Here is a 14800-nt window from a genome sequence, read left to right as displayed (position 1 = left end):
TTGGTTCAAAACTCAAAAGCGGGTAGAATAACTCGATAGGTCCCACGTTCCCTATCCGCACAAGGAGACCAAATGACTTTTGACCAAGACGCTCGTACGAGCCAAGATGGTATACAGAACAAGGCGATTTCTCGCCGTGAGGTACTTAAACTGTTTGTTGGAGCAGGAGCTGCCGCTGCTGTAACGGCATCCTTAAGTTTGCGTCCATTTACTGCGCTGGCAACTACACAGAGTGAAATTGATGCTGCTCAAAGCAAGTACGATGAGGCTCAGGCAAAGCTGAAGGAGCTGTCGGAGCAGGTTTCATCGATGCAAAGTGCAATGAACGAAACCAACAATAAGGTTGAAGACGTTCAGAAGCAGATTGATAGCACGCAAAACGATATCGAATCCAAGCAGCAAGAGATCAAGCAAAAAGAAGCCGAGATGGCCGAGAAGCGCAAGCAGCTCGGTGCTCGTATGTCAAGTAACTATAAGGCGGGTCCGCAGGGTGCACTTGAGCTCCTTCTGTCGTCTGCCTCTTTTGAGGAGCTTACGAGCAACATCTACTACCTTGATAAGATTTCCGAGTCTGACAAGAAGATGATTGCTGACGTTAAAGCTCTGCGCGATTCACTTGATCAAGAGCGTCAAGCACTTGAGAGCAAGAAGGCCGACCTTGAGAACCAAAAGGCAAGTCTTCAGACATTGCAGGCAGATCAGCGTGCCCAGCTTGATAAGATTACCGCCAAGCAAAACGAGGCTGTTTCGTATGTAAATAGCCTTGACGATCAGGTAAAGCAGCTTATCGCTCAGCATGATGCAGAACTCCTTGAAGCTCAGCAGGCAGCTGCTCTTGCGGCGGCACAGCAGAGTTCCAATGAGAATTCCTATTCCGGTGGAGGCTCTTCCGGTGAGGGTCCTTCGTATGGCGGTAGCTCTTCCGGTGGGGGTTCTTCGTATGGTGGAGGTTCCTATTCCGGCGGGGGTTCTTCCAGTGGAGGTTCCGGGTCGGCGGCTGCAGTAGTCAGCGCGGCTAACTATACGGGCTCTACTGGTGCGGGTATGTGTGCGGCATGGGTTTCCACTGTCTTCTCGAATGCCGGTATCGGAAATTTCTATGGAAACGCATGCGATATGTACTATAGGTGGTGTCACTCATCCGATCAGAGTACCATTCAAACAGGCATGATTATCGCCGTTGCATCTCTGGGAGGCTCTGCCGCAGCGCTTATTTATGGACACGTCGGAATCTATATCGGCGGAGGCATGGTTCGCCACAATATTTCAGGTGTTGTCAAAACACAAAGCCTGTCTTCTTGGATTTCCAACCTCGGTGGTCTATCTACGCCTCGCTGGGGCTGGCTCGGAGGCGTTGCACTCTCGTAGGTGTATTGCTTCCGTCGCGCAGGATGTGTCGTGCGTTCGCGCTACATAAGATTTGCACGGGATGTCATATACCCATATGAATCCAACAATGGTATTCAGATAACCCGCACCGGCTGAATCGGTGCGGGTTATTTTTGATATTTAACCTCAGACTCGCCTGTGAGCAGGAAATTCAACGGAAGGTTGAGCAAAATCAACGGATCCTCAAGCTTGATTCAACGTATACGTAATGTACTTTTAGAAATACGCGAGCATACTGATATTCAACAGAGCGTTCGGTGCCTGGGTTATCCAATACGGCGCCACCGCTTGTGTTCTTGCGTTACTTATAAAAAGACATTGAGTCTCGTGGTGCAATAGGTACTTGAGGGTTAGCGTGTGTCTGTTCAAGGGGATGAACATGATGGAAGAAAAGAAAGAAGCCATTAAAAAAGAACTCCTAAAGAGCTTTCTCAAAGGTAATAAGGGGTTATTTGTACTCAATATTGCGCTTAACAGCTTCTCTTACCTTTCTTACGTGCTGTTTTCCGTCGTGATTGCTTTAATCATAGACTTTGCCGTTGCCGGTAATGCGATGGGTGTTTTGTGGGGAGGCATCGCGTGGGCAGCGATGTGCGTTCTTGAGGCAATTCTCGGCATCATACGCAGCCGCATTCATCCCGTGTTCCTGAGACGTGCACTTTCGCAATATCGCGCGGTAGCCTTTTCAAATCTGCTTACAAAAGGGATTGGCTCTTTTGCTCAGGAAGGCGTGAGTCAGTATATCTCGGCATTGACTAACGATACGAATACGATAGAGACCACCTATCTCGATAAAGTATTTTTGACCATAGCCGAGGTATTAAGTTGTGTGGTTGCGGTGGGCATTCTGTTCTACCAAAATGCCCTTTTGGCGATTATGGCAATCGTAGCAGCTTTTATTCCACTCATAGTGACCCTTAAAACCGGCGATACGCTCGCTCAAAAACAGCATGAAGCTTCAAATCAATTTGATACGTTTGTGGCTCAGGTAAGTGATTTACTCTCCGGCTTCCCCTTGATTAAAAGCTTTTCCATTGAGAAGGAGTCGCAGGGGCTTTTTGATACAAGCAACAATAAGCTCGAAGAGGTGAAGCAGAGCCGCACGCAAACCGAGAAGCTCATTATGGTTATGTCGTCTGTCACCATGGGACTTTCTCAGATGTTTGTAATGGTACTTGGTGCGTATCTTTGCGCAACCGGTAACGGCGTTACACCCGGTGGTATTTTAATGGCCGCTCAGTTGATGACGTGGATTTCAAGCCCTGCACAAGACGTTCCCCCTGTGATTGCCGCCCGTAAATCGGTGCGTGAGTTGGTTGATAAACTTGCAGAAGCTCTTGCATCTCATGCCGAGAAGGACGGTGTCCGCGAGCTGCCTTCCGGTCTGAAGAAAGGCATTGCATTTAAGCATGTTGGATTTTCCTATGACGTTGATGTACCAGTATTGTCTGACGTTTCAGTTGAACTTCCAGCAGGCTCTTGCACTGCTCTTGTGGGAGCCTCGGGATCGGGTAAGTCAACGATGCTTTCTCTTTTGATGGGTTCACATGATGCCTATACGGGAGAAATCAGGTATGACAACATTGAGCTGAAAGATGTTCAGAAAAAGTCACTGTACACCAATATTTCACTTGTACGTCAAGATACCTTCCTTTTTGATGCCACGCTTCGCGATAACATCACCATGTTTGGAACCTATTCCGATGAGGAACTCAAATCTGCCGTTGATCAGGCGGGACTTACTCAGTTTGTGGCTGCTCACGGCTATGCCTATGCGTGCGGCTCAGGGGGATGCAACTTGTCGGGCGGTGAGCGTCAGCGTGTATGCATTGCGCGTAGTCTCTTGCGTGGCGCTGAGGTTCTTCTGCTTGATGAGGCCACTTCGGCTCTTGATCAGGTGACTGCCGATAAGATTACTCGCTCCGTTTTGGATTTGACGGACACAACACGCGTGGTGGTAACACATCGCCTCGACGCTGCTCAGTTGAAGCAATTTGACGGTATTGTCGTTTTACGCGACGGTTCCATCTGCGAGAAGGGAACCTTTGATGAACTTATGGCACGAGACGGGTATTTCAAGGCGCTCTATACCGTAGGACAGTAAGTTCAGCCAAAGATTCCTTTGCTTCTCACAAATTCTTCACGGTATGTTTACTAGCGGATTTCTCGTGAGTGACGTACGGGTATTCCGGCAAAGTGCGTGGTGCGAATATGAATCAAAATGACGATGCTGGTAAGTACCGTGAGAGCAGCACCAATCACAGGTGCCCACCAAAGTACGTTGAGTCCGAATGGAGCGAGAAGCACAACGGCAGTAGTGGGGTAGATAAAAGTTGCAAGCACGCTGAGAACACTTGAGATACGAGTGAGCTTCAGCGCGATAACAAATTCCTGCGTGCAGAAGTAGATCCAGTTGATGAGAATTGCAGCTGCGTAGGTGCGTATAGCGGGAACCGCCATGGCGACAAGCTCGGGTGTTGCATCGGAAATGAAGAGATGAACGAGAAGCTCGGGGCAGAAGAACATGAGTGATGCCGAGGTGAGGCCGATAAGACCGGCCGCCATAAAAACATATCGGGTAAGGGCAATCACCCGATGTTTGTTTTTGGCACCCCAGTTATAGCCGATGGCAGGCTGCAGAGCATCTGCCTCGCCATAGACAAGCGGCGTAATGATACCCGCGGAAAAGAAAATGACTCCATAGGTTGTAACGGCATTTGCACCACCGAGGGCGAGGAGCGTGGAGTTCATGATAAGGCTATAGATGCGTCCCGAAATGTTTTGCAAAAAGACGGCCATACCGTTAGCACAGACCTCACGAATGATCTCCCAAGAGAAGTGAGGTTGTACAAACTTGAGGATTTGCTTGTTATGCACAAACGGCCACATACCAAAGACGGCCGAGAAGAGCAGTGCTATGCAATATCCAAGGGCCGAATATGCGACATCAAGATGAAGAACAGCCAGAAAAAAGAACTCAAGAATCGTACCGAGAATGGCAATGATAAAACTCAAGATCATTGAACGACGGATCATCCCGCAAATCTTAAGGAAATTATCGGCAGCGTAGTTAATAGAGACAAATGGTAGGAAGGCTGCATATACACGGAGGTAGATTGAACCTTTTTCTACAAGCTCACCTTTTGCTCCTAAAAGAGTCAAAATGTTTGGGGCAAAGAGGAAAAAGAGAATACCCAGTATGAAACCACCTGCAAAAATTATAACAACTGAGGTGGTAAATACGTCGTTGGCACGATCATAGTTATGCTTTCCATGTTCAACGGCAATGACGGCAGCCGATCCAACGCCTACCAAATCAGAAACGGCAAAGCTCATAATGACCAGCGGAAGCGAAATGGCAACGGCAGCAAAGGTGTCGGCTCCAAGAAAGCGACCAACCAAAATACCGTCAGCGGTATCGTAGAGCATGGATGCGAGCATGGCGATGGCGCCGGGAATGGCAGCGCGTAAAAAGAGTTGCAGCGGGGGAGTTTCTGCAAAGAGTTTGTTTTGTTCCATAACACCCTTTCGTAGAACCGTTCAGTTTCATGTTGTGCAGCATGCGTCAAGACGTATAGCTCGGCATATGCAGGCTGTATCACGAATATGAAGCGCAATGCGAAAATGTGTCATCACAAAAACATAACCCTAAAGCTCCCTTTCAGTGCATACGATTGATTGATGCTGTTGTCTCAATCCGCCAATAAAGAAAAGATATACAGGTAGACTGCTTATTGATACCAACAGCCTGCTATCATAGCAAAAAAGATATGTCATACAAGGGCTTATGGCTCATTCATAAAATGATTTAATCGATCGTTCACACAACGGATTTTAGGGTTTGGTCTGTGCGTGTTGTGACATGATAAAAATACGTGGCGCGCTTAGGCTGAACACATATACACTGGTATCCAAACACACGTGGGGAAACGATGGAGTATGGATCAAAAAAAGCCACAAGCGTCATTGGGCCGTGAAGTTACCAAGCACATTCAAGAAGGGGAAGAACTTCTCGCCAAAGGAGCAGCCGCCCTTGGTGATGCGGCTTCGGCTGCCGAGAAGATTTTAGTGGCAGAAGAGCGTGATTCAGCTGCGTCTCCCCAAGGCAACGACATTAAGGCTTCCATCCCAAGAACTACCGCACAGCATACGCTCTATGTGATTTCGTGGATTGCTCTGCTCTTTGGTATTACGGATATTGTTACGTCTCTTATCTCGGGGTATGCGGTACTTATGGGAATTTCTCCTGCATTTTCTACTGATATTACACACTTAGGTGGATATTTGGTGGGAGGAAGTAATCAGTACCTTTTGTTTTATGGCTTTGTCATTGCACTGGGAATGCTTCAGATGCTCACGGGATTTTTGGGTATTCGTGCGGCAAATGATGCCGCAAAGGTCAATCCGTTTCGAGCGCTTTGTTACGGTATCGCACTTCTTTTGGTAGTGGTGGCGCTTTGGGCGTGGGGCAATGGAAAGATTATTATCTTTGATCCGATGGTTATTATTACTACCATTGTTTATGTGGGAATTCTTTCAAATTTAGGGGAAAGGGTAAAGAGCGAATATGACGCCGGTATATCCGGAACAACTTTTATACGTTCTCGCTACCAGCGTGTCCTGCACTTTATCGCAGTTACCACCATTGTAATCAACGTTGCTTATTTTGTGGTGTACGCCTTTCTGCTTGGTGCGGCGGATATGAGTAACTATGTTTCAATACCGTATACAACAGAAATACGGGTGTTTGTTGCGGGGATACGCCCTCTGTCACTTTTGTTGGATACAATCTCTGCGTTGTTTACGTTACTTGTGGCAGCAATAGCCTTACGCGGATCAAACAACGCGCGTTATATCAGACCGTTTGTGATCATTCAGTTTTTGGTGACATCTTTTAATGTGGCCGCCCTTATAGTAAGTGCCCTCTTTTTGGGTCTTTCGGAAGTGCAGGCAAGTAGTGTGGGCGCTATTGTATATAACCTCATTACGCTATATTTGGGAATTCGTATTGAAATGGGACTGCCGGACAGTATTGTCGCAAAGGTGCTCTCTCATACAAAGAAAGACCATACAGTATCCTAAGCACTTCTCGCCTGGATTTGCCCAACAGGCAAGACGTAAAAGCGGTGCCTGCTTAAAAACGAGCAGACACCGCGCACAATAAAGCCGAAAGACATGGCTTGGAAGAGAACTTTAACCGAGTACTATTCGGTGTTTATAGATCCAATTCCATAAGACGGGCGATACTGACAATGTAAATCTTTAATGCACGGCGGAGCCATTCTTCAGACACACCCTCGTCAGGACCATGTTCTGCACCTACCCATGCAGGAATTTGATCTGCTTCGGCACTTTCAACGGGGCCAAATGCAACGGCGTGCTTGAAATGACGGGCATACGTGCCGCCGCCAATGACAAATGCTTTGCCCTCATGTCCCGTGTATTCATGATACGTATCCAAAAGAGTGGCAATTTCAGGGGACTTGGGATCAATATAGAAGGGCACGTCGTCTGCAACTACCCGGTAGGTGCACCCATATGTTTTGCCGAGATCTTCCATCGCAGAGGTGATGGCTTTACCGGTTGTAGAGGTGGGATAGCGCGAGTCGATGGTTTGGACAAAGCAGCCATTTTTGGTACGGACGGTTCCGGATATGCAGGTCAACGGTCCGAATTTATCGTCTGAACTTTGGATATTTGTGCCGGTACCGTCGGTTGTTGAGCAGAGCAGGGCAGAAAATTCAAGGAAGGCACGCTCGGTGTCGCTGCATAGATTGTGCTCAAGTAGATATGCGTCGAGAAGACCAATGGCATTCACGGTTCCCGCAGGCATAGAGGCGTGTCCGCCCTTTCCGTGAGCAGAAATACGGGTGAGGTGGTTGCCCTGGTCATCAACGCCTGCGTCTTCGACATCAATGTGGGGAGCCTTGGGCAATGTAGTGGAATCGGCGCGTACCACTGCGCATGCAAGACCGGGGATGGCGTTGGGGACCGTGCCGCCGTCAAGCTCCACGATCTTCTCGCCCGCGATGGCGGCAGAGGTAAACTCGCCGTGATAGACGCCCTTCTCGCCACAAATGAGCGGGAACTCAGCATCAGGTGTAAAGCAAAATGCAGGCTCGGGATAGCGCTCAAGATAGTAGGGAACATCGCCCATACCGGTTTCCTCGTTGTTGCCGACAATTGCGCGCAGGGTGTATGGGAGAAGTTTGCCGGTTTTTTTGACGTGTTCGACAAAGAAATGCGCAGCCCAAAGAGAAAGCACAAAAGGACCCTTGTCGTCCAAAACGCCTCGGCCGAGCAGATAGCCGTCTTTGCGTGTGACGTCGAGCGGGTCAACCGTCCACCCAAGGCCAAGCGGCACAATATCGGTGTGAGCAATGGTGGCGATGTACTTCTGTGACGCTCCGGGAAGATCTCCAAAACCAAGATATCCGTCCACATTGGTGGTTTTAAGGCCAAGGCGCTCAGCAAGCTCAAGGCCACGGCGCAGTGCTTCAAACGACTTTGGCCCCCAGGGCTTTCCTGCTTCTGCAGCGGAGAGATCCTCCACGGATTCTACTTGAACAAGATAGCGAATGTCTTCAATAATGTTTTCCCAGTTTTCGTCAACATAGGCGTCAACCTGGGCTTTCAAAACCTCATCAGTCATAGTGTTTCTCCTTGCGTCTCAATCCATAGCTGTGCTTTATTGATTAAAGCACAGGCCATCAGGGAACAATAAGCAAGTTCAAGTATAATCGGGCGAAGAGCACAAAGGAGCTGTGCGCTATGAAAAAAATATGGAAAACTCCGGCAATTCTTACCAATGCCATTCTGTTAGTTTTAATTGCGCTGTGCTCGATTGTTTTTATCGTCACAAAACCAGAAGTTCAGCCGGAAAATGTCTTCCTCTTAATGATGTACGCGCTTTCTTCTGCCATGCTTTGGTTTTCCGCACTGGCGCTTATCAGCCTTCTGATTAGCAATTTTACCAGTATACAGCTTTCATACGTGACCAAGATAGTCTTTCGAGTGCTGGCAGGAATTGTTTTTGGATTGATGGTTTTTTCACCCGTCATCTTCAGCATCCCTATCCACCTCTTTAAAGTTATTGTTTCGCTGTTGCTTGTGGTGGCAATTATGATGCCCATGGCAATAGGAGTTTTTGGCTTTTTATATGGGCTCAGCTGGGCTCAAACCAAGATGCAAATAAGGGTAGGCGAGAAGGACAGCAAGGACGAAGATCTTCTTGCGGACAGCTCTTCTCACCCCAAGACTTCTCAAAAGGCTTCTTCCAAAGCAAATGAATCATCTTTGCCGGGTAACTATCACGAGACACTTTCCAAGGATGCCGATATCAACAAAGATAAGTAAGCTTATATACACGGCGTTTATTTTAATTAGTATCAGCATGGTACCTACCTTGCTTGCAGGTCTTTTACCGGCGAGAAGAGCTTTTAAATCCAATCCTGTTCGGGCGCTCAGAAGCGAGTAAGCATACCCTTACTCGTAAACAAAAACCTTTTATGATAGGGTTAAACGTCGTTTATCTGGTCATAGATAAACATTGCGTAAAAGGTTATGAACGTGAACAGGAAGGTGACATGAACGTCAAAAGAGTCAAAAGACCCAAACGTATTGCCACGGTGACTGCGGCAATTACCACAGCTGCCATTGTGGCCGCTGGTGCCGCCCCCGCATTTGCTCAGCCCACTCAAGAAGCTTTGACAAGTGGTCTTCTGGCCACTGAAGCCAAGAGCACAAATGGTAGACCCACTACCATTCCTGAGGCCGAGAAGCAAGTCGCTGAAGCAACCGCTGCTGCGGATGCTGCTCGTGCTGCAAAAGAAACTGCAAAGAGTGAATTTGATGTGGCAAAGGAAGCTGCAGATAAGGCCAATGCTGCGAAAGATACGGCTCATACTGACGCGCAAAGTGCTTTTGATAAGGCAAAATCAGACGCACAGGCTGCTGAGGATGCTGCAAAGTCTGCGGTTGATACAGCACAGGCTGACGTTGATAATGCAGCCAAGAACATCGCTGATGCTCAGAAGAACGTTACCGGTGCAACCGCTAAAGATGCCGATGCAAAAAGCAAGCTCAAAACAGCCGAGAAAAACGCTGCGTATGCTGGTGTGACTGAGGCAGTCGTTGCGCAGGATAAGGCAAAGATGGACGATGCCAAGAAGAAGTTCGACGATGCTGAAGTAGCTGTACAGAAAGCGCAGGAGAAGCTTACGGCCACTCATAAAGCAGCCGTTGCAGCCGGAGCCGATCTTGCCGCTAAGGAACAGGCTTTAAGAGACGCAGCTCCTGAGGACCGCCCAGCCGCCCAGGAAGCACTGAATAAAGCCCGTGCTGTAGAGGAAACCGCTCGAAAGAATCTGGATAAGGCAACGCTTGAGGCTGATGACGCCGCTGCAAAATCTGCTTCCGCTCAGGAGAAGTACGAGGAACTCCGTGATGACTATGATGAGCACCTAGGTATCTGGCAGGAGGTGCTTGACAAGCGTGCTGCAGCGGACGCGGCGTCAAAGGAGCTTGCAAAGGCGCAGACTGCACTTGCAGACGCACAGCAGAATGCTGCCGATGCTCCCGCACGTCTTACTGCCGCAAAAGCTCGCCTGCGCTCCGCTCGCGATACCAATACGCGTGCGCAAGCGCTTGACTATAAGGGTACAGACACCCCCAATATAACCGATGCCGAATTTACCCATCTCAATCAGTATATCCAGCGTCTGAGGAGCGCCGTCGATGCTGCTCAGCAAGCGGATGAAGCTCTTTCCAAAAAGAAAGCTGCTTATGATGATGCAAAAGCAAAAGCTGATCAGGCAGATTCCGACAAACTTGCTGCCGAGGTAAATCTTCATATGCTCAGGCAGTCTGCTGAAAAAGAGGCAACCCCACAGACTCAGCCCGCTAAAGATTCGCAGAAAAAAGAAGTAAAAGTTAAGAAAAAGGCGGGCAAAAAGAGCGCTCATAAGAAGAACGCACAGACCCTGCCTGAAACAGGCGATGCCAGCGCACTTGGCATCGGTGCTGCTACTCTGCTTGGCACAGCGTTTGTCGGTGCCTCTGCAGTGCGCACATATAAAGCTAAACACTTTCGTGATTAAGAGTTAAGCGGCCATATGTAAGGTACAAAAGCCTCTCGTTTTATAACGGGAGGTTTTTTCACGTAAACAATCTGACAAACTACATCAAATCGATAATTTCAAGGTCAAGCTCCGACGCTTCAAGCGCTTCTCGCGGACCAAAAACCACTATGGACTTGTCGGTAGCGTTCGTTGGAAGCGACTGACCAAGAGATTGACAGCTTTTGGCATCGGTATGCAACATTTGCTCACGGAGCTGATCGAGGCGGTTTTGAGGACGGTCGTTGAAGCGCTCGATATCCTGACGACGTGCGAGGGCACGAGGGCGAACAGGAGCGTCAACGGTTGCAACCGAGGCAACTATATAGCCCTCAAGCTCATTTTTGTCAGGAGTCCACTGTGAGAGCCACTCATTGGTGCCAAGGTAGCGATTAAGAGTGGCATCCACGGATGGATCTCTATACGAGAAGAACGAGTCAAGACCCATAAGAGAAGGCCTGAAGCCAACACCATACGCCCCGCCTTTAACACGCACTTCATTCCAGAGATAATCGAGGGTGATGGCGCGGCTTGCAACCTGCCATGCGCCGGCGGTTTCACGTTGTCCATCGCGCGCGTTGGAAAATCCAAAGCCCACATAGCTGACGTTTGAGGGGATAGTGAAGCCCTCTCGCTTGAGTGCCGGTGCGGGCACAATAAGCGTGTGGTCGTGCGCGGGTTGTGTGGGAAGTCCGAGAGTTCCTGCGGTTTGCCAGAACTTCTCGCGACTTGCTGCCGATCCGGTAAAGCTGACCGTGACCGCATTGGCGCAAAAGATGCGTGCACTAAGATCGGCAAGTTGTGCGGGAAGGGTTTGTGCACGTTCGTCCCAGTGGGCGAGCAGATCCTTGAGGTAGCAATAGAACGAGATACCTCCGAGCATGTCGGTAACCTCCGCTGAGGCGGCGTAAGAAGTGAGTGTGCGGTTGATTGCGGCGGCGTGTCCGGAACTTATAAAATACTGTTCAAGACCTATGCGTCGTTGCGTAAGGATGTCTTTTAGGCGCGTGAGGTCGGTAAAGTTTGTACTGCTCCATATTTCGGCGGGGATGGACGCAAGCTGCTGTGTGTGATCTGTCAAAGCGGAGGCGCCAACAACAAGTACCGGCTGTGCAAAGTCGGTGCGATCCTTCGAATAAACTTCGGTAAAAAATGCAAGCGCTCCTAGATTTGCTTCAATAAGAGTGTCCAGGTCAGAAGCTGAATGTTGAACGGTATCAAGCTTACCGAGCACATCGGAGAGAATTCCTACGAGAGGAAGTTCATCGTAGGAAACGGCGTGTGTGAGATCAAAGTAGTGATAGGCATAGTCAATACCATGGGTATCAAGCTCATGGGCAAGACAGGGGAGCGGCGCCTCTACCACAATCGGCTGTGGTTGCGGTTTTGCGGGCCCAATATCAGAGAGCGAGAGAAACGGAAGCTTTGCAATATCGCTAGGATCGTCAGGTGTTTCCTGCTCTTTGCGAAGCTCTTTGACCTCTTCGCGGATGCGCTCGATGTCGTTTGCATCCATCTGCTGGCGAAGCCGTTTGAGTTCCGCTACTTCTTCATCCACCTGCTCCTTTTCTGTTGGTACAAGCTCGACTTGGGCACGGTGGGAGTTGTGGCAGACAAGTTCAAGGAGTAGCGTTTCAAAAGCTCCTCCGGGGCACCCAGAACCGGCAAGCATTTTTTTAACTTCTGTCAGGGCATCCTCATACTTGATGTAATCGTATGGACGAGCATCGTCATAAAGCCAGCTTTCAAGCGATTTTTGCGTATATTCGATGCCGTCGGAGAAAGGTAGGTCGTGTTCACGCAGATTAAACTCGGCTTGCGCGACGGACGCTTCAAGTTTGGCATACGGGATGCCAGCAGCTGCAATTTCTGCGCAGGTATTCTCGACAAGTGTGCGGAAGCTCTGCGGAGCCTCTTGGCTGCGGAGGCCTTTGATCTCAAGGAACAAGAAGGGTTGAAGAAGGCCGTCGGATAAGTAGTAGCTGAAATCGTCGGCAAGGTTTGTGTCGAGTATGGCACGTTTAAGAGGAGCCTCATTAGAGCCCATGAGGGTATCAAAGAGAATGTCGGCGGCAAGCATGCGCGTGCGTTGATCTGCGCTTCCCAAAACATACCCAAGGCCTATGGCAGAGTTGTCGGGTGTGGTTGCCATTTCAAATTTGGCAGGCTCCGGCGAGACGGGCGTTTGTGCGTGGAGAGGGTTGGGTGCAGCAGCATTGCGCTTCTCGGCACCTGCAAAATGTGTGCTAATAACGGACAGTTCGCGCGCGATGTCAAGGTCTCCATAGAGAATGGTATAGCTGTTTGAAAGAGTGTAGTGACGTGCGTGTGTATCAAGAAACTCCTCGTACGTGAGCTGAGGGATGGCGCGTGGCATCCCGCCCGATTCTTTTCCGTATGCGGTATCGGGAAAGAGTCGGGCGCTGATGTGGCTATAGAGCGCGCGGTCGGGATCTGACAGGGCGCCTTTCATTTCATTAAAGACAACGCCGTTGTAGGACAAGACCCCTTCGTCGTCTGCCTCAAGATGCCAACCCTCTTGTTCAAAAATACGTTTACGCTGATAGATTGCAGGATGGAGAACCGCGTCGAGGTAAACACTCATAAGGTTTTCAAGATCGGTAATGTTTGTTGAGGCAACGGGATAGACTGTCTTATCAGGAAACGTCATGGCATTTAAGAACGTCTGCATGGAAGTCTTCAGCAGGTTTACAAATGGCTCTTTAACCGGGTAGGCTTTTGATCCGCACAGTACGGAGTGCTCAAGAATATGAAAGACGCCGGTGTCGTTTTGAGGAGGCGTCTTAAAGCCGATGGCAAATGAGCGGTTTTCATCATCGTTGGCAAGCCAGAGCAAGCGAGCCCCTGAGGGCACGTGGGAAAAGACAAACGCGGTTCCGGATATCTCAGGTAACTTTTCGATGCTTGTAACAACGAAGTCACCGATATGGTCATTGACGTGGAGTTTTTGTGATGTATCTATTGTCATGGAACGCTCCTCGAATTCTCGCGTGATTCTCGCGTATTACATAGGTTGAGTCGTGTATGGTTACCTATATGTTTAACTGTACCTGTTTGGCACACGATAGTATGGCTTGTGCGCCATTTGTAACGAAAGATTTATATCTCTATGACTTGTCCCTCTCCATCAGATTCGTCTTCTTGGTCCCATATGTCTCCTCAATCTGGCGCGACTTCAGAGCGCGTGGTGCAAGAGACCTCTGAGGACGCCCAAACGTTTGAACAGGAGGCAGCTGAGGCTTCCATTGGCCTTGTATCGGATAGACATAAGGCGCGCATTCACCGAGGTATGCTGTGTGTGCTTATTGGAGGCGCGGCATGGGGAGCTTTTGGTACGGCCGCAAAATATCTGCTGGACGTGTATCACGTTGAACCGCTTTGGCTCATTGACGTACGTGAGTTCTTCTCGGCATTACTCTTTTTAGGAGCAGCGACTGTTGTTGATCGCAAACGTCTGACGCAGGCGATACATGACAGACAGGCTTTGGGTAAGATCTTTGCAGTAAGTTTTACGGCAATTCTTTTTTCCCAGATTGCCTACATATATGCGGTTGATGCTACAAATTCAGCCACGGCAACTATCATGCAGGCACTCGGCATGCTTGGGGTCTTATTCTTTGTATGTTTTAAGGCACGCAGGGGGCCTCGTAAGCGAGAAGTGCTTGGGATTGCCATGGCTCTTATCGGCACTTATCTGCTGGTTACGGGCGGAGATCTTTCAAGCTTACGTTTACCTTTGCGCGGCGTATTTTGGGGAGCTCTGTGTGCCTGTGCACAAACTTCGCTGTCGATTCTGCCTAAAAAACTTATGGAACAGTGGGGCAACTTTGTCTTTAACGGGATTGCGTTCTTGTTTTCTTCAGTGTGTCTTGCCGTTGTATATCAACCGTGGAACCATATGCCGCCGCTTGATTCTTTTGGTTGGATTCTTGTGGTTGTTGGTATTACCGTCGGCACTTTTTTTGCATACGGACTATATCTACAAGGCGTTCAGGATGCGGGCTCCATGCGTGCGGTGCTCCTTGGAACCATTGAGCCGGTAATGGCTACGATTACGACCGTTATTGTTCTGGGGACTTCCTTTAGCGTGACCGATTTCATTGGGTTCGGGCTTATCTTAGGAATGGTTGTGCTGACGGCGTAGAAGCGGCCGTGTCGCAGCTTAGTCTTGGCATAGTTGTGCATATCAAATGTGCCGGATGCTTCCTCAGTGCTGTCTTGGGATTTTGAGCAAGGTCGTTATGCTATAGTGCTTACAAGAAAAGACCCCCAGT

General features: G+C 49.2%; 9 protein-coding genes. 6 read left to right on the top strand and 3 right to left on the bottom strand.

Annotated features, from left to right (window positions below):
- Positions 1-72: 72 nt before the first annotated feature.
- Together ATORI0001_RS06720 and ATORI0001_RS06715 are read left to right on the top strand one after the other, a co-directional pair.
- The gene (locus ATORI0001_RS06720) at positions 73-1368 is read left to right on the top strand and encodes a coiled-coil domain-containing protein (protein WP_003150348.1); all 1296 of its coding nucleotides are present in this window, start codon (positions 73-75) and stop codon (positions 1366-1368) included.
- A gap of 400 nt (positions 1369-1768) precedes the next feature.
- A complete protein-coding gene (locus ATORI0001_RS06715) occupies positions 1769-3493 on the top strand; it encodes an ABC transporter ATP-binding protein (RefSeq protein WP_003150439.1) in 1725 nt (574 codons plus the stop codon).
- A gap of 50 nt (positions 3494-3543) precedes the next feature.
- Here ATORI0001_RS06715 and ATORI0001_RS06710 read toward each other — a convergent pair whose 3' ends face one another.
- Positions 3544-4908 (bottom strand): MATE family efflux transporter, encoded by a 1365-nt coding sequence (locus tag ATORI0001_RS06710; protein ID WP_003150245.1) that lies wholly within the window; start codon positions 4906-4908, stop codon positions 3544-3546.
- Positions 4909-5328: 420 nt separating this feature from the next.
- Between ATORI0001_RS06710 and ATORI0001_RS06705 the strand changes: the two genes are divergently transcribed.
- On the top strand, positions 5329-6471 hold the full coding sequence (locus ATORI0001_RS06705; RefSeq protein WP_003150419.1) for a hypothetical protein: 1143 nt from the start codon (positions 5329-5331) through the stop codon (positions 6469-6471).
- Between the two features lie 133 nt (positions 6472-6604).
- Here the strand turns inward: ATORI0001_RS06705 and ATORI0001_RS06700 are convergent, their stop codons facing one another.
- Entirely contained in the window at positions 6605-8041 is a 1437-nt protein-coding gene (locus ATORI0001_RS06700) for a Sapep family Mn(2+)-dependent dipeptidase (protein WP_003150287.1), read from the bottom strand.
- Positions 8042-8160: 119 nt separating this feature from the next.
- On the opposite strand from ATORI0001_RS06700, the gene ATORI0001_RS06695 reads away from it, so the two are divergent.
- Entirely contained in the window at positions 8161-8745 is a 585-nt protein-coding gene (locus ATORI0001_RS06695) for a hypothetical protein (protein WP_003150288.1), read from the top strand.
- A gap of 230 nt (positions 8746-8975) precedes the next feature.
- A complete protein-coding gene (locus tag ATORI0001_RS06690; protein ID WP_155811571.1) occupies positions 8976-10487 on the top strand; it encodes a coiled-coil domain-containing protein in 1512 nt (503 codons plus the stop codon).
- Between the two features lie 79 nt (positions 10488-10566).
- Here ATORI0001_RS06690 and ATORI0001_RS06685 read toward each other — a convergent pair whose 3' ends face one another.
- Positions 10567-13494, bottom strand: a complete 2928-nt coding sequence (locus ATORI0001_RS06685) for an insulinase family protein (protein ID WP_003150196.1) — start codon at positions 13492-13494, stop codon at positions 10567-10569.
- A 183-nt stretch (positions 13495-13677) separates the two neighbouring features.
- Between ATORI0001_RS06685 and ATORI0001_RS06680 the strand changes: the two genes are divergently transcribed.
- Positions 13678-14670: a DMT family transporter gene (locus tag ATORI0001_RS06680; RefSeq protein ID WP_003150273.1), complete on the top strand. Its 993-nt coding sequence runs from the start codon at positions 13678-13680 to the stop codon at positions 14668-14670.
- Positions 14671-14800: the final 130 nt, after the last annotated feature.

The sequence above is a fragment of the Lancefieldella rimae ATCC 49626 genome (genome assembly GCF_000174015.1).
Classification (GTDB): Bacteria; Actinomycetota; Coriobacteriia; order Coriobacteriales; family Atopobiaceae; genus Lancefieldella; species Lancefieldella rimae.
Note: the sequence above shows the minus strand (reverse complement) of the source record. Positions and strands in the feature narration are given on the sequence as shown.

What these genes read in the sequence shown, in the direction of transcription:
- ATORI0001_RS06720 (WP_003150348.1), top strand. Translation starts at nt 73, where the DNA reads ATGACTTTTGACCAAGACGCTCGTACGAGCCAAGATGGTATACAGAAC.
- ATORI0001_RS06715 (WP_003150439.1), top strand. Translation starts at nt 1,769, where the DNA reads ATGATGGAAGAAAAGAAAGAAGCCATTAAAAAAGAACTCCTAAAGAGC.
- ATORI0001_RS06710 (WP_003150245.1), bottom strand. Translation starts at nt 4,908, where the DNA reads ATGGAACAAAACAAACTCTTTGCAGAAACTCCCCCGCTGCAACTCTTT.
- ATORI0001_RS06705 (WP_003150419.1), top strand. Translation starts at nt 5,329, where the DNA reads ATGGATCAAAAAAAGCCACAAGCGTCATTGGGCCGTGAAGTTACCAAG.
- ATORI0001_RS06700 (WP_003150287.1), bottom strand. Translation starts at nt 8,041, where the DNA reads ATGACTGATGAGGTTTTGAAAGCCCAGGTTGACGCCTATGTTGACGAA.
- ATORI0001_RS06695 (WP_003150288.1), top strand. Translation starts at nt 8,161, where the DNA reads ATGAAAAAAATATGGAAAACTCCGGCAATTCTTACCAATGCCATTCTG.
- ATORI0001_RS06690 (WP_155811571.1), top strand. Translation starts at nt 8,976, where the DNA reads ATGAACGTCAAAAGAGTCAAAAGACCCAAACGTATTGCCACGGTGACT.
- ATORI0001_RS06685 (WP_003150196.1), bottom strand. Translation starts at nt 13,494, where the DNA reads ATGACAATAGATACATCACAAAAACTCCACGTCAATGACCATATCGGT.
- ATORI0001_RS06680 (WP_003150273.1), top strand. Translation starts at nt 13,678, where the DNA reads ATGTCTCCTCAATCTGGCGCGACTTCAGAGCGCGTGGTGCAAGAGACC.